Genomic DNA, 24,666 nt, shown 5'->3' with positions numbered 1-24,666 from the left:
GTCGTCGGCTACCATTCCGCGCATGCTGACGGTGTACGCGAATCAGACGGTGGTACGAGGCGACGACCTGGCCGAGGTGATCCGCGCCGCGGAGATCCTGGGCATCGGACTCAAGATCGAGAATGTGATGGTCCCGGACGAGGACGGCGGCTTCGCGGCCGCCTGGATCGTCACCCGCGAGGACGAGGTCCCGCTCTACGAGGAGTGGGAAGGCCGCTACGAGGATCTCGAGGACGACGAGGAGCTCGCCGTCGTCGGCGACTGATCAGTTCACACAGGGGATCCGCCCCGAGGTGATGTCGCTGCGGACCGGCTTGCCCGCGTCGGGGGTGTCCGTCACCGGCGTGGTCGCGCTGGTCTGCCAGGCACCGGTGGACGTCTCGCCCGGCCAGGCGGCGGGCGGTTCGGTCCGCGCCGTTGTTCGCCGGGTCGTCGTCGACGCGGGTGCCGGCATCCCGAACGCGGCCGCGATCTCGCGGCGGATCGCCGCTCGGTCCACGATGTTCACGTCCTGCCCGTTGATCACGTCGTAGCGCAGGATCGGCAGGGTGCGGAATTCGACCTGCGGGTCTTTCGCGCTGCCGAGGGTGCGCACGAACTCGGTCATGTTCCAGCCGTCCGACAGGACGATATTGCGGTGCGCCACCTCCATCAACGCCGACAGTTTGCCGGGGTCGGTCAGGGTGCCCGCACTACGCAGCTGCCCGGCGACCGAGGTCAGAAACGCTTGCTGGCGGTGGGTGCGGTCCAGATCGCCGTTCTCCAGCCCGTGCCGCTGCCGCACGAAGGCCAGCGCCTGGGCCGGATCGAGATGCTGGCGGCCGGCCGGGAAGTTCGCGCCGGAGAACTCGAGGTCCTGCACCGGATGGTTCAGGCACACCTCCACCCCGCCCAGCGTGGCGGCGAGATCGTAGAAACCAGCGAGGGTGATCTCGGCGAACCGGTCGATCGGCACTCCGGTCAGATCACGCACCGCCCGCACGATCGAGGCCCGCCCCGCCTCCCTGCCCGCCTGTTCGAGCCGGCGCTGATCGGTGACCCCGCGTGCGATCAGCTGATCCTGCACCGCGGCCTTCTTCAACCCGTACGCCTCCTTGATCTTGGCGTGGGTGTAGCCCGGGATGCCACTGACCGGCACGTAGTCGTCACGCGGAATCGACACCGCGACGATCTTGTCCAGCGCGGCCGGAATATGCACCAGGATCAGCGTATTGGCGTTGTAGCCGCCCTCGTCCCCGTCGCCGGCGTGCAGCTGATCCAGGATTTCCGTCGGCAGCTCGTTCCCGTTCTGATCGCGCCGGGTGTCGAGCCCGATCAGCAGGATGTTCAGATCCCCGCCGAGCGAGTGCGGCGCGTCGTCCTCGATGGCCTGCGAGCGCAGGAACCCGGCGTCGAAACTGCCTGCCGTCGACCACCCGTACGCGGTGACAGCCACCACCAGCGCCGACATCCCGGCGGCGAACCCCTTCCCGAATGCCCTGGCCCACCGGCCCGCCGAACCACGAGCGCGTCGACTGCTCCCGCGCTCCCCGGTCCGGCTGACAGTCGGCTCGTCCATGTCATGATCAACTGTGCCAGCCGTGAGGCCGGACCGACATCGCGATTCGGTCCCGATTCCACCGCGACCAGGCGTGTCGGCTCAGCGACTGCGCGTACCGAGGTTCTGGGAAATCCGCAGAAGGTACCCGTCCGGGTCCTGCACGGCGAACTGGCGCACGCCCACGACGTCGGTTGCCCGCGCGTACCAGCGGTCCTCCAGCGGGAGGAACAGTTCCCGCCCGGTCGCGGTGATCACCGCATGGAGCTCGACGACATCGTCCACGTCGATGGTGAAGTTGATGCCGCGACCGTACGGATATTCGAGCGGCGCGTGCGGGTAGAGCCGCTCGTGGTCCGTCGGCTGTTCGAGCATGAGGTCGATACCGTCGCGTTCGAGATAAGCGAACCGTTCCGCGGGGCGCTCGTAGCGGATCCGGAACCCGAGTAGACCGTAGAACTCGAGGCTGGCCCGGAGGTCGGCACAGATGAGCTCGGGGATCAGGCGCACCACGTCGTCGCCCGTCGACTCAGCCCGCGGCGCGCAGGTCGAGGATGCGGGAAAGGGCGTGTTCCACGGCGTAGGTGGCGTCGGCGGCGCCACCCTTGACGTCGGCGTTGAGGGTGGCGACCACCTGGAGGGCGGTGCCGATGGTGGCCGGGGTCCAGCCACGGGCCTGGGCCTGCGCCTTCTTGACCTTCCACGGGGGCATGCCGAGCTGCTGGGCGAGTTTGAACGGGTCGCCCCGGCCCGCGGAGCCGACGCGGGCGATGGTGTGCACGGAATCGGCGAGGGCGTCGGCCAGCAGCACGTGCGGGACACCGCGGTCGGTGGCCCAGCGCAGGGCCTCCATCGCCGCCGGGCGGTCGCCCGCGACGGCGAGCTCCGCGACATCGAACCCGGTCACCTCGGCGCGGCCGGAGTAGTAGCGGCGGACCGCGTTCACATCGACCTTGCCGCCGGTGTCGGCGACCAGCTGTGAGCAGGCCGCGGCCAGCTCACGCAGCTCCGAGCCGACGGACTCGATCAGCACCTGGACCACGTCCGGCGCCACCCGCACCCCGAGAGCGCGGAACTCCGCGCGCACGAACTCCGCCCGCTCGCCGGCCTTGGTGAGCTTGGCGCACTCGTGCACCACCGCGCCCTGCTTCTGCAGCGCGGGCACCAGTGCTTTGGCGCGGCCGCCGCCCGAATGCAGCACCATCAGCACCACGCCCGCCGGCGGGTCGGCCGCCGCGTCGGTGATCACCGCCACCGCGTCCTTGCCCGCCTCCGCGGCCGACTCGAGCACGATCACCCGGTCCTCGGCGAACAGCGACGGACTCAACAGCTCGGCCAGTTCGGCGGTACTCGCGTCACCGGCGCGCAGCCGATCCACCGGCACCGAGTCCGGATCGGGCGCCTCGGCCCGCACCTGGCCGGTCACCTGCGCCACGGCGCGTTCGACCAGCAGCTCCTCGTCACCGAGAACCAGATGTACCGCGGCAGGGCGTTCGCTCACCAGGCGATCCTACGTTCGGGCACCGACAGCGAGCCGGTCGCGGTCGTTCGACGTGGTCGGGCGCCGCGGGGTCTCCCGGCCGCCCGCTGCCGGCGGTTCACGGAGGGGCTGGAGTCCGCCGACGGGATGTCGTTGTGCGCGGTTCGACGGCGGTGCCCGACACGATCACGTCGCCGTCGTGATCGGTCCGGGCGATCGTGACGCCGAGGGTGTCCAACGCGGTGATGATCGTGGGGTGCGGGTGGCCGAACGAGTTGTCCGTCCCGGCGCTGATCAAGGCCAGGCGCGGGTGGACCGCGCGCAGGAACTCCGGTGTGGTGGTGCGGGACCCATGATGTGGGACCTTGAGAATGTCGGCGCGGATGTCGCTGTCACGCGACACCCGAGATTGCGCGGTCGCTTCGATATCGCCGGTGAACAGAATCGTGCCCACGGCGGTGCGCGCCCGCAACACCAGCGACCGATCGTTGGCTTCGTCCAGGTCCAGCGACGACGCTTCCCGCCCCGGCGCGAGCACCGTCAATTCGACTGCCCCGAACGTCAGTACCTGCCCCGCGCGCAATTCCATCAGCGGGATCCCGGCGGCCTCGGCGAGCTCGACGACTCGCTCGATCCCGTCGGTCGGATTGGACGAATTCTGCTGCGCCACAACATCCTGGCGAGAGACGGACGGTAGCCCGGCCGAGTGTCCGCCGTTCGGATCGCGCTGGTTGGTGGAGCTCTCGGCGCCGAGGGAGTGCTCGGCCCCAGCAGACTGCTCGTCGCCAGCGGGATGCCCACCGCTCGTGGAGGGCGCGCCGCTAGTGGTGTGTCCACTGGTGGAGGGCGGGCCGCCGGTGGAGAGAAGTTCACCGGGTGCGGTGGCTATGGCGGCGGTGGTGCGGCCGCGGAGTGCGCCGGCCAGGCCGTCGATGTGGTCGGCGTGTGGGTGGGTGAGGATCAGGAGGGGGATGTGGGTGATGCGCAGGCGGTCGAGGCAGCGGCGGATCGGGCGGGGGTCCGGGCCGGTATCGATCACGATCGCGGCGTTGGGGGCGACGGAGAGGGCGAGGCCATCGCCCTGGCCTACATCGCACATCGCCAGTGCCCAGCCGGTCGGCGGCCATCCCGGCTGCCATAGGCGCACTGGGACAAGCACTATCGCGACGCCCAAGGCGGCGACGGCGAGCAATCGGCGAGCCTTCGACCATCGCAGAGCTGCCACGAGGACGACGACGATCGCCGCTGTGACCAGTCCCCCGGTCACGCCGGACGGCACCGAGATCGTGGCACCGGGCACGGCGGCGGTCCGGTCGGCTACCGCCAGCAGCCACCACAGCGGTGGGCGCGCGCACCACAGCACCCACACCGCCGCTTCACCCCAGAGACAGGCGACGGCCGCACCCACCGCACCGATCACGGTGATCACCCCGACCACCGGCGCGACAAGCGCATTCGCCACGATCGCGACCACGCTCACCCGTCCCGACAGTGCGACCATCAGCGGGAGGGTGACGACGAACGCCCCTGCCGACACCGCGACGATCTCGGCGGGTACGCGCCACCACCCGTGCGCCCGCAACCAATCCGCCCAGCTCGGCGCGAGCAGGATCAGGCCGGCGGTCGCGAGCACCGACAACGCGAACCCCGCGCTCACCGCCAACTGCGGTGCCACAACGAGCAGTCCGATCACCGCGGCACCCAGCGCGGGCAGCGCTTGTTTGCGGCGGCCGGTGAGCAACGCGAGTACCGTCACCGACCCCATGCCCGCGGCCCGCAGCACGCTGGGGTCGGGCCGCGCGAGAACGACGAACACCACCACCGTCACCGCGGCGGCAGCGGCACTCGTTCGCGGACCCGCGGTCAGCAATCTCGCCAACCCGAGCAGCGCGGCGAGCAGGATGGTGAAGTTCGCTCCGCTCACCACGCAAAGATGTTGCAGGCCTGCGATTTCGAAGTTGTCCCTGACCTCGTCGGATAGCGCGGCGGTATCGCCGACGACGAGCGCGGGCAGCAATCCGGCCGCAGCGGGTGACAACGCTCTGGCCGAGGCCGTCGCCAGATCTGCCCGCACGCCCCCGGCCATTCGCTGCCACCACGGGGGTGTCCCGACACGTTCCGCCTCGGCGACGGGGTGCAGCGCGGCCACTGTCAGATCCGATCGGTTCGGTTCGGCGACCTTCGCCCGAAACCGGATCACCTGGCCGGGAGACAGGTCCGCCCAGCCCTCCCCCGGCGCAAGGATGACGACCGCCCCGCCGACCCGAGTGGCGGTCGACCCGCGTTCCCCGCCGGCTCGATTGGTCGTAGAACCGAAGTCTCCGTCGGCCCGAGTACTCGTAGAACCGGACACTCCGTCGGCCCCAGCGCTCGCAGACCCCGGCACCCCGCCGACCCCCGCGCTCGTCGAGCCGAGCTTCCCGTCACTCTGGGGTGGCGTACCGCCTCCGTACTCATGCAGCTCCGCACGGACGATCCACCGCCGTTGTCCACCGAACCCGCCCGCCCGCATCGGTTTCGGATCGTCGGTGACCACTGCCAGCACCGTCACCGTCCGCCCGAACGATTCCCGGAGCGGGTGTGTCTGCACATGGTGCGCACGCCACGCGCCTGCGGCCCCGAAACCGGCGGTCACCAGCATCACCGCCAACCCGGCGATCGCGACGACTCGCCATCGTTCACGCTCGTGCGCGATCGCCCACAGCAACACCACCCACAATCCGATTGCGACGACCACCGCACCGACCGCCAGCACCAGGCCGACGAACCACCCCAGCGACACCGCCACGATCGTCGCGCCCCAACATCCCAGCGCCGCCGGTACCAGGCGCATGTCCAGCACCTGCCGTTCCGGCTCCTCCGTTCCCGCCTCCTGCTGAGCCGCCGTACTCATTCCGGTCCCGGGCACCGCACCGGCGAATCCGGACAGACCCCACCCCGCCCGAGCACCGACGACATCCCGAAACACCCGAATTCCATACTGCTGTGGGCGTGTTCGACGCGGTCCGCGCAGCAGGTCGAGAACCCGCCGCTCACCGCGGGATTCGCGGGCAGGGGCGATTCGTTGGCGCCGTACTCCGCACCATCGCTCGCCCCGGCCGTATCTTCGCCCGAGACCGCCGGTGCCGCACCGATTCGGGCCGCGACTTTCGCCTGGCAGGGACCATCACCGGTCGCACCGGACGGCTGGACCGATTCGGTCATGTCGTCACCAAATCACGGAGGCGGGCCAGGCGGGCGGGGCCGATGCCGTCGACTTCGCCGAGTTGGGCGATATCGGTGAATCGGCCATTGGTGGTGCGCCAGGCGAGGATGGCTTGGGCGGTGACCGGGCCGACGCCGGGGAGCGCGTCCAGTTCGGCTTCCGTCGCGGTGTTCAGGTTGATACGCGCTCTGGTGTTCTGGGCGTTAATATTCGGGGCCGGCGGGCCGGAGGTGTTCTGTCCTGTCGTGGGTGCGCGGTCGGCGGCGCCGATCATCGCGCTGCCAAGGAGTGGGGGTCCCGATTGTGGGCCAGTCGTGCCGACGACGACCTGGTCGCCGTCGGTGAGGCGCTGGGCCAGGTTCAGCCCGGCGAGGTCGGCACCGTCGGTCGCACCGCCTGCCCGTTCGATGGCGTCGGCGACACGGGCGCCACCGGGCAGGTGGTGCAGGCCCGGTCGTTCGACCAGACCCACCACGCTGACAACGACTTCCGCTGGCGGGCTCGGCATGGTGCCGGCGACCGCGGCCATGCCGGCGCTCGGTTCCGCGGGGGCGCCCGCGCTCTCCGCGCGGACGACCGGTACCGGTGGCAACGCCTGTGGCGTCGGCTGATCGCGCAGGACCAGCACGCCGGTGCAGACCACCGCTGCCAGACCCACCAGGCCCAAGACCACAGCACCCCGGCGGCCGGGATCGACCCGCGTCTGCCGGAACCGGTCCGGGACGAACCGGCGCAGGCCACCGGAGTCGGCGCCGTCGTCGAGCCAGCCCGGCGAACGCACCTCCCCCGTCGAAGGGAGATCCTCCTCGGCCCACCGCCCTTCGGTGCCGGTGCCGCCGCGCGGGCGTGCCGTGTCGGGCTCGTCGCGCAGCGCCCCTCGGGTCCCGGGTTTGTCGCGCAACGCCAGCCCGCCCAGCCGTTGCCGTACCCGCTCGTGTTCGTCGTGTCGTGACATGGCAGCGACGCTACGAGCCGGCGAGCCCGCGAAACCGGCGCCGACCTGGGTCTCGAGCGAAGCTGTGGACAACCTCGAGCCTGTGGACAACTCGCGGTTTCTCGGTCGTCGAGACCGGGATGCACGCTGCCCGAGCGAATACGGTGCGGACATGGCCGAGACCACGTACGGATGGATCCATGGACCTGGCACAACGTTTCCGCGACTTCGCGCAGCGCGAGGTGAGCGGCAATTCTCCGCTGTACCACCGGCGTGCGATCGACATCGCCGACGATCCACCGGTGCTCGCGCTGATCGCCGAACTGCCGACGGACAAACAGCAGCCCAACCTGGTGCTGGCGGCGGCGCGGGTCAACGGCGCGATCGCGGTGCCGTACCGCGATTTCCGTGCGCAGCTGATCGCACGCTGGCCATCGATCGCGGCGACCGCACTCGCTCGCCGTACCCAGACCAACGAAGCGGGTCGTGCGGCAACCTTGCTGCCGGTCCTCGCTCGGCTGCCGGGACCGTTGTCGCTCATCGAAGTGGGCGCATCGGCGGGACTGTGTCTCTACCCGGACCGTTTCAGCTATCGCTACGGCGGGCGCGCCCTGGATCCGGCGGACGGTCCGTCGTCAGTGGTCCTGCGGTGCACCGTAACCGGGCCCGCGCCGATTCCGGATCGGTTGCCCGAGGTGGTCCATCGCACCGGGGTCGACCTGAACCCCTTGAACGCGGCGGACCGGCAGGATCGGCAGTGGCTGGAAGCCCTCGTCTGGCCGGGGCAGGACCAGCGGCTCACCAGGCTGCGCAATGCCTGCGCGATCGCCGCCGCGAATCCACCGCTGCTGGTGCCGGGAGATCTGAACGAACAGGTCGCCGAGCTGGTCCACACGGCGCCCAGCGACAGCACGGTGGTCGTGTTCCACAGCGCTGTGCTCACCTACCTGTCGGCGCTGACGCGCGCGGAGTTCGTCGCGTCGGTGCGTGCTCTGCCCTGCCATTGGGTGTCCCAGGAGGGCACCGGGGTGGTCGCCGAGTTCACCAACCTACTGCCCGAACGGGATTCGAACACAGCGCGGATGGTGCTGGCGGTCGACGGCGAGCCGGTAGCCTACGCCGGGCCGCACGGTCAGTCACTGGACTGGTTCGGCCCGGCGTAGCAGGGGCGGCCTCAGACGCGGCGCATCACCGACACCACCCGGCCCAGGATCACGGCCTCGTCGCCGTCGATGACCGAGTAGGCGGGATTGCGGGGTTCGAGCAGGACATGGCCGTTGCGCCGGCGGTACACCTTGACGGTGGCTTCCTCGCCGATCATGGCGGCGACGATGTCGCCGTTGTTCGCCTCCCGCTGGCTGCGCACAACAACCAGATCACCGTCGCAGATCGCGGCGTCGATCATGGAGTCACCGCGCACCCGGAGTCCGAAAACCTCACCACGACCGACGAGTTCACGCGGCAGCGTCAGCACGTCGTCGGCGTGCTGTTCGGCCAGGATCGGCGTGCCCGCGGCGATGTCGCCGACCACCGGCACGCTCACCGAGGCGCTGGAGCCGGCGGCCGGGGTGTCACGCAGGAACAGTCGCACATCGGTCTGGCGCGCCATCCCGGTGCCGCGGCGCAGGAAACCGTCTTCCTCCAGCGCCTTCAGATGCTGGGAGACCGTAGAGGTGGAGCGCAGGCCGACGGCGTCGGCGATCTCCCTCGCGCTCGGCGCGTAGCCGTGCGCGAGCACCGAATCCCGGATCACGGCGAGGATGTGTTGCCTGCGGGGCGGCAGGTGCGCGGTGTCGGGGAAGTCGAAGTCGTCGTATCCGGTCACCGGGGCATCGTAGAGGCCCACCGTGCCGGAGCGTCGGCGCAGCCTCCCGGCGTGCCCTGCCGCACCGGAAATCGGCGCCGGTCAGGAACACCCGCCGGGCACGACGAGCACACCGAGCGCGCCGACGCCGAGATGGACTCCGAGGGTGGGGCCGAACTCGCCGACGTACAGCTCCTCGACCTCCGGGACCTGTTCGCGCAGCTGGGCCGCGATCGTCTCGGCGGCATCGGCGGCGCCCAGGTGCTGGACCGCCAGGGCCGCGCCATCGCGCCCGGCCGCCTCCACGGCGGCCGCGACCAGCTTGGCGTAGGCGCGCGAGCGCGTGCGCACCTTCTCGCGCAATTCCAGCTTGCCCTCGACCAGCTGCAGCAACGGCTTCGTCACCAGTTCGCTGCCGAAGAACGCGGCGGCGCTGCTGAGCCTGCCGCCCTTGCGCAGCTGCTCGGTCCGATTGACCAGGATGAACGTGCGGGCGCGGGCGGCGGCCGTCACGGCGCGTTCGTAGACCGCGTCCAGCGCTTCGCCCGCCCGCGCGCGACGGGCGGCCGCGAGCACGGGCAGGCCGGTCGCCAAGCCCGCCCCCAGCGAATCCACCAGGCGCACTCGGTCTTCGGCACCCATGTCGCGAACGGCCTGCCGGCCGGACTCCCACGTCGCCGACAAGGTGCGCGACAGGTGCACGGCGACGACACCGTCGCCGTCACTGCGGCTCAATGCCCGCTCGTAGACTTCGCGCAGCTCGCCCGGCGAGGCAGCCGAGGTGGTGACCGAGTCCGTCGAGTAATCGATCTCGACGGGGTCGACGCCCTCCCGGATCTCCCGGTCGCCGACGAGCACGTGCAACGGGACCACTTCGATACCGAGCTCGCCGACGACGTCGGCCGACAGCCCGGCCGCCGAATCGGTGACCACGACAACGGTCACGGACTACCGGACCTCCTGCAGAGTCTTGGTCATCGCCGTCGCCACCGCCGCGTGCCCGGCCCAGCCCCAGTGGATGCCGTCCGGGTTCGCCGCACCCGACTCGATGTCGTCGCGCACGGCCTCGCCGAGGTCGACCAGCGGCACCGAGCTGCGGCCCGACCACGCCTGCAGTGCCTTGACCGCGCGCGCCCGGCCCCGGTGCACCCGCCCGTAGGCATCGCACTTGTGCACCGACGGCAGCACCGCGACCACGGGCAGCTCGGGACGCAGATGATGCAGCGCCTCCCGCGACTGCTCGAGGTAGTCGACACTCACCTTCGGCGGAAGCGCCACGGGCCGACCGAGTTTCGACAGCTTGGGCTGCAGCCAGTTGTACGAGGCGCGCACGCCACGACGCAGCTTGGGCGGACGGATATAGCGGATCAGCTCGCGCAGCGCGGTCGGCAGCGGCGAGGGCAATGTGTCCATGCCACCGACAGCGAACACGACAGCACCCGCCCGGGGCACGGCGGCCCACACCCGTGGGTCGCCGATCAGCGCCCAGTAGGCATCGCGGCAGGTCCAGCCGATCCGCGCGATCAGCTCGACATCCCAATCCAGTTCGGCGGCCACCATATTCGGCCAGATCCGGGGATCGTCGGCAGGCAGGCCGCCCTTGGGACCGTAGTAGGCGAGCGAGTCGGCGATCACCAGCAGGACGGGGCGCGGCGAGGCGGACTCCACCGGCCGGGGCGCGGTGGCTTCCTCGACTAGCACGACCTCCGCGGCCGCCTCGACGAGCGATTCGCTCTGCGCGACAGCGGTCTCCACGACCGGCGCGGAGACCTCGGTAACCGCGACGGACTCGGCGGCCACCGCGACGGACTCGTCCGTCGCGACCGCGTCCGCCCCCGGCTCGTCGCCCGGCGACGTGTCGGCCGACGTAGCGTCGGAACCATCAGCCGCACTTGCCGACTGGAGGTCCTGCGCCACGGCGGGTTCGGCCACCGAGGCGGTCATCGCCACGGCATCCTCGGCGTCCGCGCCCACCTCGGTGACGACCGCCGACTCGGCGGTATCCGGCTGCGCGACAGCCGGTTCGGCCTCGGTCCGGGCGACGGAATCCTCGACCGCGGCCTCGGTGACAGCGGTGCCCGCTGTGGCAGGCTCGCCGTCGCCGTCGGCGTCCGCCTCGTCGGACGAGCCGGTCGACGCGTCAGCTGTCGCGGCGTCGGCCTGCTCGGACTCGGCGACGACCGCCGCGGGCGGCGGGCCGAACAGCGCATCGGGTAGCGAGCGCTCGCTGCGCGCGGTGACCTGCTTGAAGAGTTCGTCCGGTACCGAACGGATGGGCTCCTCACGCTCGGGGCGTGCGGGCTCAGCGGGTGGCGGGCCGAACAGCGCGTCCGGCAATTGCCGTCCGGGCTTGGCCGTCACCTGCTGGAACAGTTCGTCCGGTACCGATCGGACGGGCTCTTCAGAGGACATCGGGAGCTACCTTCGCCGCTGCGTTCCAAACATCGAGGCGCCAGCCGGGTCGGTCGATGTCGGGCCCGTGGCTGGACAGCTGCACCCAGCTCGTATTGGCCAGCCCACCGAGGGCAGGCCAGTTCTCCGGAGGCAGTTCCAGCAACGCGGCCGTGAGGGCAGCGATCAGCCCGCCGTGCGCCACCAGGATGATAGTCCGGCCGGGCCAATCCTGTCGCTCGTTGTACAGTTCGCGCACCACGGGCAGCGCACGCGCGCCCACTTCGAGTTTGCTCTCGCCACCGGGCGGTGTGTAGGTGGCGTCGAGACGCCACTGCACGCGCGCGCCGGGGTAGTCGGCGTCGACCTCGAGGTGGGTCAGCCCCTCCCAGTCACCCAGGTGGGTCTCACGCAGCCGCTGATCGGTGACGACCGGCAGATTGCTGATGTCGCCGAGCGCCTGCGCGGTTTCCTTGGCGCGGCGCAGATCGGAGGCATGGACCGCGATCGCGTTGCGGGACACCAGTTCCCGCGCCGCCTCTTTGGCCTGCTGCCTGCCGAGGTCGGTGAGATCGGTATCGATCTGGCCCTGCATCCGGTCGGCGGCGTTCCACTCGGTCTGCCCGTGCCGCAGCAGGATCAGCGTGCGCACATGGGCGTACTTGCTCACTCGGTGTCGCCCTCTACCTGTGCGTCGTCGGCGGCGGGTGTCGCCGGGGTGGCGATGCCCTCGACGGCCACGGTCGGGCAGTCACGCCACAACCGCTCCAGCGCATAGAAATTGCGCTCGTCGTTGTGCTGGATGTGCACGACGATGTCGACGTAGTCGAGCAGCGCCCAGCGGCCCTCGCGGGTGCCCTCGCGGCGGACCGGCTTGTGGCCGGCCTCGCGCAGCTTCTCCTCGACGTTGTCGACGATCGCGTTGACCTGGCGCTCGTTGGGCGCCGAGGCGATCACGAAGCAGTCGGTGATCACCAGCTGCTCGGAGACGTCGAGGACGACGACGTCGGTGGCGAGCTTGTCGTCGGCCGCGAGTGCGGCGACCTTGGCCATTTCGACCGCTTCGGCAGTGGCAGTCACGACTGCACCTCGCTCGTGTGGCTCAACGTCAGCTACCTTCCGTTCCTGCGGGCACATACAGGTGCCGCTTCGATATGTACTGCACCACGCCATCGGGGACGAGGTACCAGACCGGCCGACCCTCCGCGGCGCGGCGGCGGCACTCACTCGACGAGATGGCCAGCGCGGGGATCTCGATCATCGTGACGGCATCGGCGGGCAGGTCCCGCAGATGCTCCTCGAGATGGTCGGTGTTCAGCTCGTACCCCGGACGGCTCACCCCGACGAACTTCGCCAGTTCGAACAGTTCGGTCCAATCCTGCCATGTCAGGATGTTGGCCAGCGCGTCCGCACCGGTGATGAAGTACAGCTCGGCGTCGGGATGGGCGTTCTGCATCTCGCGCAGGGTGTCCACCGTGTAGGTGACCTTGTTGCGTTCGATGTCGGCCCGGCTGACCGAGAACCTCGGGTTGGACGCGGTGGCGATGACGGTCATCAGGTAGCGGTCCTCGGCGGGACTGACCTGCTTGTTCACCTTCTGCCACGGCTGGCCGGTGGGGACGAAGATGACCTCGTCGAGCTCGAACCGGTTCGCGACCTCGCTGGCCGCGACCAGGTGACCGTGGTGAATCGGATCGAACGTGCCGCCCATGACGCCGAGCTTGCGGCGCGGCCGAGCTGTCTCGTGCATGAGGTCCGAGCTTAACGGGACTGCCACCACTCGACCGGACCGGACCGTCCCCGAGCGGCCGGACGGTCGTTCGGGCCCGACGCCTGCGCGCACATCTGGGCGAATTGGGCGCGGGTGCGATCGAGCTCGTCGGCGATGTGCGCGGCAGGTTCGGCGGTGAGCCGCTGATTCAGTTCGGCCATCAGCACGTCGATGGTGACCCACCACGGACCGCGCATCCGGCCCGCGGGACCCCGCAGTTGCAGCCAGGCCGCCGCGCGCAGACAGCGCGCTCGCGGCACGATCTTGTCCAGCTCACCCCACAGGCCCGCGGCACGCAGGTAGCCGCCCAGCGCCGCCGATTCCTGCCCGCAGCACTCGCGGGCGACGGCCGCCGACCAGACCAGGTCGGCGTGCCTGCGGCGGTGGGTGGGCGCGTTCGCGAGCAGCCGGGCGGCCTCGGTGAACTGCCAGGCGGCCTGCCGGTAGCGGCCGAGCCGCAGCAGCGACTCGGCGAACTCGGCGCGGACCAGGGCCAGCTCACCGGGCGGATAGGCGATGGCACCGGTGAGCAGGGGCCGGTCGAAGGCCGTGACCGCCTCGGCGTGCCTGCCCGCCCTGGCCCAGGCCCGGCCCGCGACTACCCACAGGTGCGCCGCGTCGGCCGGCGAGATCGGGTGCCAGCACGCGGCGGCGGCCGCCGCCGCCCTGGCCAGGTCGCGATCCCGGCGTGGCTGAGCCGCGATGGCGGTGACCAGGCGGGTACGCAGCTCGGCCAGCTCGCGCCCGTCCAGTTCGCCACAGCCCACGACCAGGGCGCGGCGCAACTGATCCTCCGCGGCGGCGGGCGCGTCTGCCAGCCGGGTCGCCGCGAGATCGGCAAGCCGCCGCGCCGCCCGTGCCCCCGCGCCCGGGCGCAGGTGCTCGGGGCGCACGATCTCGCCGGACGGGACCGTGCTGTCGGGTGCCGCGCACGGCGACGGAACGGCTCCGGCACCGGGGTTCGCGAGCGGATCGGTCACCGGGTCGACCGCGCCCGCCGTGCCACCACTCGTACCACCGTGTCGGCCGACGCCCGTCGACCGAACCGCTCGTCGTCGCGCGACGCCCCTGCCAGCATGGCGGTGATCTTGGTGGATGGCGCCTGTAAGCGGCTTAACGTCCGCTGAAACGATCAGACCGTGGGGCGCTTGGACTTCGGCAGTTTGGCCACGATCGCGTCGTAGGAGGCGTCGATCAGCTCACGCAGTTCGTCGGGCGGGACGGCGCCGCCCACGGTGACGCTGTTCCAGCCGTAGCGGCCGATGTAGGCCGAGGCGGTGACATCGTCGGGATAGACGTGCACCAGTTCGTCGGCTTCGGCGCGGTCACGGCCGCACTTGAGGCCGATCGAGTCGCCGCCGCCGAGGAAGGCGAAGATCTTGTCGCCGACCTTGGCGACGACGTCACCCTCCCACGGTTCGTCCTGCCAGGCACCGGGTTTGGCCAGGCAGTAGGCCAGCAGATCCTCGCTCATCACCAGTTCCTTCACACGGGCAACAACCGGGAGACCACATCGGTCAGCTGCCGGGCCGACCGGCATTCGTGCATCTCGATCACCTCGCCGTAGTCGCGGGCCGCCGAATCACCGGTGCCCCACAGGTTCCGCGGCTCCGGGTTCAGCCAGTGCGCGTGCCGGGCGGTGTCGACGAGCTGACGCAGGACGTCGAGCTTCGGATTGCGGTAGTTGGTGCGGCCGTCGCCGAGCACCAGCAGCGAGCTGCGGCTGGTGACGGCGTCACCGAAGTTGTCGGCGAAGGTGGTCAGCGCCTGGCCGTAGTCGGAGTGTCCGTCGGCGTCGATGATCCGCGACTCGGTGAAGATCCTGGTGAGCACGTTGTCGAGGCCGGCGTACGGGTCGAAGAAGCCGGTGACCTCGTCGGTGCGGTCGACGAAGGCGAAGATCCTGACCCGGGAGAACTGTTCGCGCAGCGCGCTCACCAGCAGCATGGTGAAGTTGCTGAAGCCGGCCACCGAGCCCGAGATGTCGCACAGCAGCACCAGTTCCGGGCGGCCGGGCCGTGGCTTGCGATTCACCAGATCGATCGGCACACCACCGGTCGACATCGACGCCCGTAGGGTTTTGCGCAGGTCGATCTCGCCACGGCGGGCCTTCTTGCGCCGCACGGCCAAGCGCGACGCCAGGATTCGGGCCAGCCGCTGGCTGCCGCGACGGAGTTCGACGAGTTCGCGTTCGGAGGCACGCAGGAAGTCGGCGTCCTCGGCTTGGCGGGCCACACCGTAGGTAGCGACACGGTCGCGCCCGATCTGTTCGGCGACGCGACGGTTGGTCTCGGCTTCCACGCTCGCCCGGAAGCCGGCGATCCGTTCCCGGACGATCCGCTGGGCCACCTCGGTGTCGCGCTCGCTCGCGTCCGGCGGCAGCGCGAGCCCCGCCAGCACCCGCGACAGCAAGGTCTGCGGCGCAAGGTCTTTCATCGCCTGATAGGCCGAGAACGACGGTCCGCGCGCGGACTGGTACTGGCCGAGCTGTTCGACGACCTGTCCGGCCAGCAACTCCAGCTGCCGACCCCCGTCCTCCGCGGCGAGCAGCTCGGCGAGCTGCTCGCGCAGGGCAGGCAGGTCGATCTGGCCGTCGGGTGTGCGGGGCAGGTCCCGTGTCTCGGCGGTGCGCTCCCCCACCGCGACCGGGAACCACAGGTCGAACAGCCCGTCGAAGGTGGCGCGATGGGTGGGGCGGCGCAACAACGCGCACGCCAGCCCCTCCCGCACGGACTCGCGATCGAGCAGATCGAGCACGGTGAGCACCCGGCCCGCGTCGACGGTCTCCGACGGCCCGACCGGCACACCGCGGGCCCGCAATGCCGCGACGAACCCGGCCACGTGCCCGCCGAGTCCGTGCGGGGCAGGCGCAGTCATCTCAGGCCAGCTTCAGCTCGGCCAGCGCGCGCTGGTGGTCGCTGCGGTGCTTGAGCACCACGCCGAGGGTGGCGCGCACGGTGGCGTCGTCGAGGTCTGCCGCGCCCAGGGCCAGCAGGGTCTGGCCCCAGTCGATCGATTCGGCCACCGACGGCAGCTTCTTGAGCTGCATCCCGCGCAGCACGTGCACGATCCGGACCAGCTGCTCGGCGACCGACTCCGCCAGCTCGGGCACCCGGCTGGCCAGGATCCGACGCTCCAGGTCTTCATCGGGGAAGTCCAGGTGCAGATACAGACAGCGGCGCTTGAGCGCCTCCGACAGCTCGCGGGTGGCGTTCGAGGTGAGCACCACGAACGGCTTCCGGGTGGCGGTGATGGTGCCCAGTTCCGGCACGGTCACCGCGAAATCGCTGAGCACCTCGAGCAGCAGGCCCTCGATCTCGACGTCGGCCTTGTCGGTCTCGTCGATCAGCAGCACCGTCGGCTCGCTGCGCCGGATGGCGGTGAGCAGCGGGCGCGAGAGCAGGAATTCCTCGGTGAAGACGTCGGCTTTGGTTTCGGCCCAGTCGTTCTCGCTCGACGCCTGGATCCGCAGGATCTGCTTGGCGTGGTTCCACTCGTAGAGCGCGCGGGCCTCGTCGACACCCTCGTAGCACTGCAGCCGGACCAGTTCGGCGCCGGCGACCTGGGCCACCGCGCGCGACAGCTCGGTCTTGCCGACACCGGCCGGGCCCTCGATGAGCAGCGGCTTACCCAGCCGGTCGGCCAGGAAGACCGAGGTGGCGGTGGCCTTGTCGGCCAGGTAGCCGGTCTCGGCCAGGCGGGTGATGACGTCGTCGACCGAGGTGAAGATCGGTTCCTGTACAAGCGTCACGATCACACCGGCCGAGTCTGGCCGTCGCCCCACACGATCCACTTCGTGGAGGTGAGTTCGGGCAGTGCCATCGGGCCGCGGGCGTGCAGCTTCTGGGTGGAGATGCCGATCTCGGCGCCGAACCCGAACTGCTCGCCGTCGGTGAACGCGGTGGACGCGTTCACCATCACCGCGGCGGCGTCGACGCGGGTGGTGAACTCCCGCGCGGCGGCCAGATCGGCGGTGACGATGGCCTCGGTGTGGCCGGTGCCCCAGGTGTTGATGTGGTCGACGGCGGCATCGAGATCGTCGACGACCTTCAGCGCGATATCCAGCGTGAGGTACTCCTCACCCCAGTCGGCATCCGTGGCGGGCACCTGGCCGGGCAGATCGCCGTGAATGGTCACTCCGGCATCCTCGAGCGCCTTGCTCAGCCGGGGCAGCGCCGTCTCGGCGACCGCCGCGTCGATGAGGACGGTCTCGGCGGCGTTGCAGACGCTGGGACGGCGGGTCTTGGCGTTGAGCAGGATGGCCTCGGCCATGTCCAGATCGGCGGCGGAGTGCACGTAGACGTGGCAGTTGCCGGTGCCGGTCTCGATGGTCGGCACCTGCGCGTCGCGCACCACCGCGTTGATCAGGCCGGCGCCACCGCGCGGGATGACCACGTCGACCAGGCCGCGCGCCTGGATCAGGTGGGTGACGCTGGAACGGTCGTGGCTGGGCAACAGCTGGACCGCATCGGCCGGGACGCCCTGGGCGACAAGCGCTTCGCGCAGCACCTCGACGAGCGCGGCATTGGAGTTCGCGGCCGAGGAGGAGCCGCGCAGCAGTGCGGCGTTGCCCGACTTGAGTGCCAGGCCGAACGCGTCGACGGTGACATTGGGGCGCGCCTCGTAGACCATGCCGACCACGCCGAGCGGCACCCGGGTCTGGCGGATCTCGAGGCCGTTGGGCAGCGTGGAACCGCGCACGACGACGCCCACCGGATCGGGCAGCCCGGCCACCTGGCGCAGGCCGGAGGCGATGCCGTCGATGCGGGCCTTGGTCAGCCGCAGGCGGTCGAGCAGGTTCTCCTCGGTGCCCGCGGCCTGCGCGGTCGCGATGTCGGCGGCGTTGGCCGCCAGCACGCGGTCGGCGGCGGCGAGCAGGGCGTCGGCCGCCGCGTGCAGGGCCTCGTTCTTCTGCGCCGTGGTCAGCTGAGCCAGCACACGGGACGCGACGCGAGCCCTGCGGGCGGCGTCGTGCACCGCTGCGCGGATGTCGAGCTCGGGGGTCACTTCTACCGTCATGGGTATCAGCGTACGCAGGCCGCCGGTCCGCCTCGACGCCACCCGGACCCCGGAATACGCCTCCTACCGGCGGCGAGACCGAGTTGTCCACAGGTTTTGGCGGCGGGGGGACTTGTCCACAGGTCACCGGTCGATCGGCGCGCGAGCCGCCCGAAACCCGCGCCGACGGTGCCCGCACCGCTAGATTCGTCGGATGCACCGCTGCGCCGCACCCACCGTCGTCGTGCTGGGCAGCGTCAACATGGATCTGGTCACGACCACGCCGCAGCGCCCCGCACCAGGCGAGACCGTCCTCGGGTCCGGCTTCGCGACAGTGCCGGGCGGCAAGGGCGCGAATCAAGCCATCGCGGCGGCCAGATCAGGCGCGCGGGTGCGCTTCCTCGGCGCGACAGGAGACGACGCGTTCGGCGCCACGCTGCGATCGACGCTGTCCGACGCCGGTGTCGACACCACCCTGCTACGCACTGTCGACGGGTCGAGCGGGGTGGCCACGATCGTGGTCGACGAGTCCGGCGAGAACAGCATCATCGTGGTCGCGGGCGCGAACGGGCGGGTGACCGACTTGACCGCGGACGAGCTCGCGGCGATCGCGGACGCCGACATTCTGCTGTGCCAGCTGGAGATTCCCCTCGCCACCGTGGCCGCGGCCGCCCGGCACGCGCACGCCGCGGACACGGTCGTCGTGCTCAATCCCTCGCCGGTACAGCTGCTGCCCGCCGCACTATGGGCCGACGTCGACCTGGCGATCGTGAATTCGCTCGAGTCCGAACGATATTCGGCCGACCTCGACCGGATTCCGCACGTGGTCCGCACGCTCGGCGGCGACGGTGCGCTGTATCGATCAGCCGAGGGCCCCCAGTTCGCGGTCGCCGGACGCACCGTCGACGTCGTCGACACCACCGGCGCCGGCGACGCCTTCACCGGCGCCCTCGTCGCCACCTGGCCGAAGGGCCCGCGAGCGGCAGTGACCTGGGCCAATGCCGCCGGCGCAGTGGCGACCACCAGGCTCGGCGCCAGCTCGTCGATTCCGGACCGCGCCCGGATCGAACACGCGCTCGCGACGGACTGACCCGCTCGCTCCCCGGCACCGCCTGAGCGCCCGATATTCAGGTGCGATGCCGCCGCCGCGGTCCTACCGTTGGTAGTACACCGAGGAGAGGACCGAACCATGTTTCCCGTCGAGCTGCGCGGTACCAGGGCGCAGACGCTCATGTGGGCCAACGAGCACGAGATCGAGCAGTCGGCGCTGCGCCAGCTCCGCAATATCGCCGAGCTGGAGTGGGTGTACGGACTGCGCGTGATGCCGGATGTGCACCTGGGCAAAGGCGCGACGGTGGGATCGGTCATCGCCATGCGGGACGCGGTCGCGCCCGCCGCGGTGGGTGTCGATATCGGGTGCGGGATGGAGAGCGTCAAGACCGGGCTGACCGCCGCGGATCTGCCCGATGATCTGCGTTCCCTGCGATCGCGGATCGAGCGGGCGGTGCCGGTGGGGTTCAACGCGCACAAGGAGGCGGTGAACGTCGCTGCGCTGCATGCCGGTTCGCACGGACAGTCGGCACGGACGAAGGGCTGGGACCGGTTCTGGCGCGAGTTCGGTGATCTGCACCCAGGGGTGTCGTCGCTGGAGTCCAAGGCGCACAAGCAGATCGGCTCGCTCGGCGGCGGCAATCACTTCATCGAGGTCTGCCTCGATCAGGACGACGCCGTGTGGATTCTGCTGCACTCCGGGTCGCGCAATATCGGCAAGGAGCTGGCCGAACGGCACATGGCGGTGGCGCGGGCGCTGCCGCACAATCAGTCGCTGCCGGATCGGGATCTGGCGGTGTTCCTGGCCGGGACGCCGGAGATGGCCGCGTACCGGCGCGACCTGACCTGGGCGCAGGAGTACGCCGCGCGCAACCGCGCGGTGATGCTGTCGCTGGTGTGCCGGGCGGTGCGCGACGAATTCGCCGATCGCGAGGTGCGGTTCGACGAGCCGATCTCCTGCCACCACAACTATGTGGCCGAGGAGGTCATCGACGGTGTGCCGATGCTGGTGACCCGGAAGGGCGCGGTGCGGGCGGGCGCGGGTGACCTGGCGTTGATCCCCGGATCGATGGGGACGCGGTCGTATGTGGTGCGGGGCAAGGGGAATCCGGCCTCGTTCCAGTCGGCCTCGCACGGCGCGGGACGGCGGTTGAGCCGGACCGCGGCCAAGAAGCAGTTCACGGTCGCCGATCTGGTCGCTCAGACCGAGGGCGTGGAATCGCGCAAGGACGCGGGCGTGGTCGACGAGATCCCGGCCGCGTATAAGGACATCGACGAGGTGATCGCGGCGCAGGCCGACCTGGTCGACGTGGTGGCGACGCTGCGTCAGGTCCTCTGCGTGAAGGGCTGAGTCATCGTCGGCGCAGGGTGCCCGCCACCCCCGCGCCGACGAGCAGCAGCCCGAGGACGAAGGTGAAGCCGCTGGTGATCCACGCGTTGAGCGCGATGTGCAGCTCGTCGGTCATCAGCGGCAGATCCCCCACCATCCGCCAGGTGCTCTCCGGCGAGACGAAGTAGACCAGGCCCGGCAGCACGCCCCACACCAGCCCGGCCAGGATCGTCGCGATCGGCGTGAACCCGGCCAGCGCGCTGACCAGCAACAACAGCAGTGCGCCCCCGATGATCTGCAGGGTCGAGCCGAACCGGTCGGCGGCATCGCCCAGGATCACCCACCGGCTGGTGTCCAGCGCACCGTGCGCCGCCAAGGTCATCCCGAGCGGGGTGACGATCAGCGCGAGGAACGCGCCCGCCACGGTGCGCGACGCCCCCGAATTCGTCCGGAACTGCGACCCGGGCGGCGTCCAGCCCGTAGGCGGATCGAATCTGTTCGCCATGCAGCCCTCCGGCAGAGTCCGGTGTCGCGCCCTATTCTCCTCCCTCAGCGGGCATTTCGCCGAAGGAACGCGATACCCCTCACCAGTCCCGTGGTCGCGCCGACTGATCGCGCACGGGCATGGGTGACTCCCCGGGGACGGGCGCGCCGAGCCACCGCCCCTCCGATGGCCGCCCGGACACCGCCCGACGCACCTGGCTCCGGCCGGAAACGCGGAGCGGCGGAAAGCTCGTACTGCCGATCGTGTCTGTCGGTGGGGTCGGGCAGCATGGTGCCCATGACCTCAGCGACCGGCAACGACGTGCTCGACCTGACGGCTCCCGACCTGCGCGAACGCGCGGAGGAGTTGTTGCGGGAGCTCGCCGGGCCGCAGGCGCGGTTACGGGAGGACCAGTGGGTCGCGATCGAGGCGCTGGTGGTGCAGCGGCGCCGGTCGCTGGTGGTGCAACGGACCGGCTGGGGCAAGTCGGCGGTGTATTTCATCGCGGCGAAGCTGTTGCGGCGGGCGGGGCGGGGGSCGACGGTGATCGTGTCGCCGCTGCTGGCGTTGATGCGCAATCAGGTGGCCGCCGCGGAGCGGGCCGGGGTGGTGGCCGACACGATCAACTCGGGCAATGTCACCGAGTGGGACGAGATCCATCAGCGGGTGGCCGACGGCGCGGTCGACGTGCTGCTGGTGAGCCCGGAGCGGTTGAACAATCCGGACTTTCGCGATCAGGTGCTGCCCCGGCTGGCCGCCGACGCGGGGCTGGTCGTGATCGATGAGGCGCACTGTGTCTCGGACTGGGGCCACGACTTCCGGCCCGACTACCGCCGCATCCGGACGCTGATCGCCGATCTCGGCTCGGATGTGCCGGTCCTGGCGACCACCGCGACGGCCAACGATCGCGTGGTCACCGACGTGGCGGGCCAGATCGGCACCGACACCCTGGTGCTGCGGGGCACGCTGGACCGCGAGTCGCTGCACCTGTCGGTGGTGCGCTTCGACGACGCGGTGCAGCGCACGGCCTGGCTGGGCGCCCAACTGGACCGGCTGCCCGGCTCGGGCATCATCTACTGCCTCACGGTCGCCGCCGCGCACGACCTGGCCGACGTGCTGAATTCGCACGGTCACACCGTCGCCGCCTATACCGGCCAGACCGACCCGGCCGAACGCGAGGTGCTCGAGGGCGCGCTGCTGAACAACGAGGTGAAGGCACTGATCGCGACGTCGGCGTTGGGCATGGGCTTCGACAAGCCCGATCTCGGCTTCGTGGTGCACGTGGGCGCGCCGTCCTCCCCGATCGCCTATTACCAGCAGGTCGGGCGTGCGGGGCGTGGCACCGATCGCGCCGAGGTGGTGTTGCTGCCGGGCGCGGAGGACGCGCGGATCTGGAGCTACTTCGCCTCGGTGGCGTTCCCGCGCGAGCACATCGTGCGCGCGGTACTGGCCGCCCTGGACACCGATCGGCCGATGTCGACGGTGGCGCTGGAACCGCTGGTCGAGCTGAACCGGTCGCGCCTGGAGATGGTGCTGAAGGTGCTCGACGTGGACGGCGCGGTCCGGCGGGTACGCGGCGGCTGGCTGTCCACCGGCGAGCCGTGGACCTATGACACCGAGCGCTACGAACGCCTGGCCGCCGCCCGCGACACCGAGCAGCAGGCGATGATCGACTACCAGGCGACCACCGCCTGCCGGATGACCTTCCTGCGCCGTCAGCTCGACGATCCCGGCTTGGCCGCCCTCGACGCCGCGACCCCCGATTGCGGACGCTGTGACAACTGCACCGGCGCCCGCCCCGACACCACCGTCGACGCGGCCGCTGTCGCCGCCACCAGGGCCAGGCTGGACCGGCCCGGGCTCGATCTGGCACCGCGCAAGCAGTGGCCGACCGGCATGGCGAAACTGGGAATCCCGTTGTCGGGCAAGATCACCGGTGCCGACACCGGCCGGGTGCTGGGCAGGCTCACCGACCTCGGCTGGGGTCAGCGGCTGCGCGCGCTGCTCGACGGACCCGATGCCCCGGTGCCCGACGCCGTCTTCGACGCGTGCATCGCCGTCCTGCGCGACTGGAACTGGGCCACCCGGCCGACCTCGGTGCTGGCGCTGGAATCGCCGCGCTATCCGCAGCTCACCACGAGTCTGGCCGCGCGGCTCGCGCAGGTCGGCAGGCTCGACAACCTCGGCACCTTGCCCACGAGGCCGGATCGGCCGCCGGTGTCGGCGGCGAATTCCGCGCACCGGGTAGCGGGGCTGTTCGACTCGTGGGAGGTCCCCGATCTGTCCGGCGTCGACGGCCCGATCCTGCTGGTGGACACTCTCACCGACACCGGTTGGACCATGACCGTCGCCGCCCACGCCCTGCGCACCAGCGGCGCGGACGCGGTCCTGCCGTTCGCCCTGGCCACGCCGACCTGAGCCACCTCGGCACCCGATCGGCCGGGCGCGCAATCCCTGTCCCTGGTCACCCCGGCTCCCGTAAGCTCTGTCCGTACGTGCAGGTCAACCGGCCGACGATGGGGTCATGATGGCGTCCACAGCACCGAAGAAGCTCCCTCCGCTGCCCGTGATCCGCGCGATCGATCGGTTGCGGGACGCGCTCGGCGCGCTGCAACGGAAACTGGTTCCCGGCCACATCGCCCTGCTGGAGTTCCAGGTCGCCGGCTTTCTGTCCCAGGCCATCAGCGCCGCCGCCGAACTCGGGATCGCCGACGAACTGGCCCGGGGCCCGCGCACGGCGGCCGAGCTGGCGCGCGCGGTCGAGGCCGACGAAGACGGGCTGCGCAGGCTGATGCGGCTGCTGGTGAGTTACGACCTCTTCGCCCAGCGGCGCGACGGCACCTACGCGCTGACCCGGATCGGCGACGCGCTGCGCAGCGACGCCGAGGTGACGCTGCGTGATCTGTCGCGGTTCTTCGGCTCGCCGTACCACCGCAACCACTGGTCTCATCTCACCGACGCGGTGCGCAGCGGCGAAGCCGTCGGTCGGGCCTTGGACGGAGCGAGCTTCTTCGAGTACGCGGCGGTGAACCGCGAGGTCGGCGAGTTGTTCGACAACGCCATGACCAGCGTGAGCACGTTGGCGATCGAGCCCCTGCTCGCCGCCTACGACTTCAGCCGGTTCGGCACCCTCGTCGATGTGGGCGGCGGGCGCGGCAGTCTGCTCATCGAGCTCCTCGGCCGGTATCCGGCGGCTCGGGGCATCGTGTTCGATCTGCCGAATGTGGTCGAGGACCTTGCCGCCGACCTCGCGGCCGCGGGGCTGGGGCAGCGCTGCGCGGTCGAGAGCGGCTCGTTCTTCGCGGAGGTCCCGCAGGGCGGCGACGTCTACCTGCTCAAACACATCGTGCACGACTGGTCCGACGCCCAGGCCGAGCAGATCCTGCGCACCGTGCGCGCCGCCATGCGTCCGACCTCGACATTGCTGCTGCTCGAGCTGGTGCTGCCCGAGCATCGGCGGCCGCACCCGGGGAAATTCATCGACCTGGAGATGCTGGTGAACACCGAGGGCGGCCACGAACGCACCGAGGCCGAGTTCCGCGCGCTGCTGGCGCGCAGCGGCTTCACCCTGGAGCGAACAGTCCAGACGGCGGCGCCGGACTGCGTGCTGGAGGCCCGTCCCCGGTGACTGGCGGGTCGACACGCCGCCGCCGATTGTGTGTGCGACCCGCCACGAGTGCTT

The 24,666-nt window shown here is 70.6% G+C and carries 23 protein-coding genes; 6 read left to right on the top strand and 17 right to left on the bottom strand.

Annotated elements, in window-relative coordinates; translation table 11 throughout:
* Nucleotides 1–22 precede the first annotated feature (22 nt).
* The gene (locus tag Q7X29_RS10085) at nt 23–265 is read left to right on the top strand and encodes a hypothetical protein (protein WP_218721361.1); all 243 of its coding nucleotides are present in this window, start codon (nt 23–25) and stop codon (nt 263–265) included.
* Here the strand turns inward: Q7X29_RS10085 and Q7X29_RS10080 are convergent, their stop codons facing one another.
* The 5 genes from Q7X29_RS10080 to Q7X29_RS10060 form a co-directional block, all read right to left on the bottom strand.
* Nucleotides 266–1,558: an LCP family protein gene (locus Q7X29_RS10080; protein ID WP_316573890.1), complete on the bottom strand. Its 1,293-nt coding sequence runs from the start codon at nt 1,556–1,558 to the stop codon at nt 266–268. It lies immediately after the preceding gene.
* An 81-nt stretch (nt 1,559–1,639) separates the two neighbouring features.
* A complete protein-coding gene (locus Q7X29_RS10075) occupies nt 1,640–2,050 on the bottom strand; it encodes a bleomycin resistance protein (protein WP_316573889.1) in 411 nt (136 codons plus the stop codon).
* A gap of 16 nt (nt 2,051–2,066) precedes the next feature.
* Nucleotides 2,067–3,038: a DNA polymerase III subunit delta gene (gene holA / locus Q7X29_RS10070; RefSeq protein ID WP_218721364.1), complete on the bottom strand. Its 972-nt coding sequence runs from the start codon at nt 3,036–3,038 to the stop codon at nt 2,067–2,069.
* 97 nt (nt 3,039–3,135) lie between these two features.
* A complete protein-coding gene (locus Q7X29_RS10065) occupies nt 3,136–5,910 on the bottom strand; it encodes a ComEC/Rec2 family competence protein (protein WP_316573888.1) in 2,775 nt (924 codons plus the stop codon).
* A 307-nt stretch (nt 5,911–6,217) separates the two neighbouring features.
* A complete protein-coding gene (locus Q7X29_RS10060; RefSeq protein ID WP_316573887.1) occupies nt 6,218–7,177 on the bottom strand; it encodes a ComEA family DNA-binding protein in 960 nt (319 codons plus the stop codon).
* A gap of 179 nt (nt 7,178–7,356) precedes the next feature.
* On the opposite strand from Q7X29_RS10060, the gene Q7X29_RS10055 reads away from it, so the two are divergent.
* The gene (locus tag Q7X29_RS10055) at nt 7,357–8,319 is read left to right on the top strand and encodes a DUF2332 domain-containing protein (RefSeq protein ID WP_316573886.1); all 963 of its coding nucleotides are present in this window, start codon (nt 7,357–7,359) and stop codon (nt 8,317–8,319) included.
* Nucleotides 8,320–8,330: 11 nt separating this feature from the next.
* Here the strand turns inward: Q7X29_RS10055 and lexA are convergent, their stop codons facing one another.
* The 11 genes from lexA to Q7X29_RS10000 all read right to left on the bottom strand — a co-directional run bounded on the left by lexA (nt 8,331) and on the right by Q7X29_RS10000 (nt 18,141).
* A complete protein-coding gene (gene lexA / locus Q7X29_RS10050; protein ID WP_218721442.1) occupies nt 8,331–8,981 on the bottom strand; it encodes a transcriptional repressor LexA in 651 nt (216 codons plus the stop codon).
* A gap of 81 nt (nt 8,982–9,062) precedes the next feature.
* Nucleotides 9,063–9,905: a DegV family protein gene (locus Q7X29_RS10045; protein ID WP_316573885.1), complete on the bottom strand. Its 843-nt coding sequence runs from the start codon at nt 9,903–9,905 to the stop codon at nt 9,063–9,065.
* A gap of 3 nt (nt 9,906–9,908) precedes the next feature.
* A complete protein-coding gene (octT, locus tag Q7X29_RS10040; protein ID WP_316573884.1) occupies nt 9,909–11,372 on the bottom strand; it encodes a diglucosylglycerate octanoyltransferase in 1,464 nt (487 codons plus the stop codon).
* Complete coding sequence (locus tag Q7X29_RS10035; RefSeq protein WP_218721444.1) at nt 11,362–12,021, bottom strand: histidine phosphatase family protein; 660 nt, start codon at nt 12,019–12,021, stop codon at nt 11,362–11,364. Before Q7X29_RS10035 ends, octT begins: the two co-directional genes overlap by 11 nt.
* Complete coding sequence (rsfS, locus tag Q7X29_RS10030) at nt 12,018–12,431, bottom strand: ribosome silencing factor (protein WP_316573883.1); 414 nt, start codon at nt 12,429–12,431, stop codon at nt 12,018–12,020. Before rsfS ends, Q7X29_RS10035 begins: the two co-directional genes overlap by 4 nt.
* 28 nt (nt 12,432–12,459) lie before the next feature.
* Nucleotides 12,460–13,101: a nicotinate-nucleotide adenylyltransferase gene (gene nadD, locus Q7X29_RS10025; RefSeq protein ID WP_218721446.1), complete on the bottom strand. Its 642-nt coding sequence runs from the start codon at nt 13,099–13,101 to the stop codon at nt 12,460–12,462.
* 11 nt (nt 13,102–13,112) lie between these two features.
* A complete protein-coding gene (locus Q7X29_RS10020; protein WP_316573882.1) occupies nt 13,113–14,102 on the bottom strand; it encodes a hypothetical protein in 990 nt (329 codons plus the stop codon).
* A 152-nt stretch (nt 14,103–14,254) separates the two neighbouring features.
* A complete protein-coding gene (locus Q7X29_RS10015; RefSeq protein WP_218721448.1) occupies nt 14,255–14,596 on the bottom strand; it encodes an MmcQ/YjbR family DNA-binding protein in 342 nt (113 codons plus the stop codon).
* A gap of 11 nt (nt 14,597–14,607) precedes the next feature.
* Nucleotides 14,608–15,999 carry a vWA domain-containing protein gene (locus tag Q7X29_RS10010; RefSeq protein ID WP_316573881.1) on the bottom strand — a complete coding sequence of 464 codons (1,392 nt, stop codon included), beginning with the start codon at nt 15,997–15,999 and terminating at the stop codon, nt 14,608–14,610.
* Nucleotide 16,000: 1 nt separating this feature from the next.
* Nucleotides 16,001–16,879: an AAA family ATPase gene (locus Q7X29_RS10005; protein ID WP_218721450.1), complete on the bottom strand. Its 879-nt coding sequence runs from the start codon at nt 16,877–16,879 to the stop codon at nt 16,001–16,003.
* Nucleotides 16,876–18,141 (bottom strand): glutamate-5-semialdehyde dehydrogenase, encoded by a 1,266-nt coding sequence (locus tag Q7X29_RS10000; protein ID WP_218721451.1) that lies wholly within the window; start codon nt 18,139–18,141, stop codon nt 16,876–16,878. Before Q7X29_RS10000 ends, Q7X29_RS10005 begins: the two co-directional genes overlap by 4 nt.
* A 193-nt stretch (nt 18,142–18,334) precedes the next feature.
* On the opposite strand from Q7X29_RS10000, the gene Q7X29_RS09995 reads away from it, so the two are divergent.
* Together Q7X29_RS09995 and Q7X29_RS09990 are read left to right on the top strand one after the other, a co-directional pair.
* Complete coding sequence (locus Q7X29_RS09995) at nt 18,335–19,210, top strand: ribokinase (protein WP_316573880.1); 876 nt, start codon at nt 18,335–18,337, stop codon at nt 19,208–19,210.
* A 99-nt stretch (nt 19,211–19,309) separates the two neighbouring features.
* Nucleotides 19,310–20,521 (top strand): RtcB family protein, encoded by a 1,212-nt coding sequence (locus Q7X29_RS09990; protein ID WP_218721453.1) that lies wholly within the window; start codon nt 19,310–19,312, stop codon nt 20,519–20,521.
* Nucleotide 20,522: 1 nt separating this feature from the next.
* On the opposite strand, the gene Q7X29_RS09985 is transcribed toward Q7X29_RS09990, so the two are convergent.
* Nucleotides 20,523–21,005, bottom strand: a complete 483-nt coding sequence (locus Q7X29_RS09985) for a hypothetical protein (RefSeq protein ID WP_218721454.1) — start codon at nt 21,003–21,005, stop codon at nt 20,523–20,525.
* 276 nt (nt 21,006–21,281) lie between these two features.
* On the opposite strand from Q7X29_RS09985, the gene Q7X29_RS09980 reads away from it, so the two are divergent.
* Both Q7X29_RS09980 and Q7X29_RS09975 read left to right on the top strand, forming a co-directional pair.
* Nucleotides 21,282–23,402, top strand: a complete 2,121-nt coding sequence (locus Q7X29_RS09980; protein WP_316573879.1) for a RecQ family ATP-dependent DNA helicase — start codon at nt 21,282–21,284, stop codon at nt 23,400–23,402.
* A gap of 106 nt (nt 23,403–23,508) precedes the next feature.
* Nucleotides 23,509–24,612 (top strand): methyltransferase, encoded by a 1,104-nt coding sequence (locus Q7X29_RS09975; RefSeq protein WP_316573878.1) that lies wholly within the window; start codon nt 23,509–23,511, stop codon nt 24,610–24,612.
* Nucleotides 24,613–24,666: the final 54 nt, after the last annotated feature.

It is taken from the genome of Nocardia canadensis (genome assembly GCF_032656385.1).
In the GTDB taxonomy this organism is placed as follows: Bacteria; Actinomycetota; Actinomycetes; order Mycobacteriales; family Mycobacteriaceae; genus Nocardia; species Nocardia canadensis.
Note: the sequence above shows the minus strand (reverse complement) of the source record. Positions and strands in the feature narration are given on the sequence as shown.

Coding starts and splice junctions, on each gene's coding strand:
- Q7X29_RS09995 (WP_316573880.1), top strand. CDS start 18,335: ATGCACCGCTGCGCCGCACCCACCGTCGTCGTGCTGGGCAGCGTCAAC.
- Q7X29_RS10060 (WP_316573887.1), bottom strand. CDS start 7,177: ATGTCACGACACGACGAACACGAGCGGGTACGGCAACGGCTGGGCGGG.
- Q7X29_RS10010 (WP_316573881.1), bottom strand. CDS start 15,999: ATGACTGCGCCTGCCCCGCACGGACTCGGCGGGCACGTGGCCGGGTTC.
- Q7X29_RS09990 (WP_218721453.1), top strand. CDS start 19,310: ATGTTTCCCGTCGAGCTGCGCGGTACCAGGGCGCAGACGCTCATGTGG.
- Q7X29_RS09975 (WP_316573878.1), top strand. CDS start 23,509: ATGATGGCGTCCACAGCACCGAAGAAGCTCCCTCCGCTGCCCGTGATC.
- Q7X29_RS10065 (WP_316573888.1), bottom strand. CDS start 5,910: ATGAGTACGGCGGCTCAGCAGGAGGCGGGAACGGAGGAGCCGGAACGG.
- Q7X29_RS10085 (WP_218721361.1), top strand. CDS start 23: ATGCTGACGGTGTACGCGAATCAGACGGTGGTACGAGGCGACGACCTG.
- Q7X29_RS10080 (WP_316573890.1), bottom strand. CDS start 1,558: ATGGACGAGCCGACTGTCAGCCGGACCGGGGAGCGCGGGAGCAGTCGA.
- nadD (WP_218721446.1), bottom strand. CDS start 13,101: ATGCACGAGACAGCTCGGCCGCGCCGCAAGCTCGGCGTCATGGGCGGC.
- Q7X29_RS10015 (WP_218721448.1), bottom strand. CDS start 14,596: ATGAGCGAGGATCTGCTGGCCTACTGCCTGGCCAAACCCGGTGCCTGG.
- octT (WP_316573884.1), bottom strand. CDS start 11,372: ATGTCCTCTGAAGAGCCCGTCCGATCGGTACCGGACGAACTGTTCCAG.
- Q7X29_RS09985 (WP_218721454.1), bottom strand. CDS start 21,005: ATGGCGAACAGATTCGATCCGCCTACGGGCTGGACGCCGCCCGGGTCG.
- Q7X29_RS10000 (WP_218721451.1), bottom strand. CDS start 18,141: ATGACGGTAGAAGTGACCCCCGAGCTCGACATCCGCGCAGCGGTGCAC.
- Q7X29_RS10055 (WP_316573886.1), top strand. CDS start 7,357: ATGGACCTGGCACAACGTTTCCGCGACTTCGCGCAGCGCGAGGTGAGC.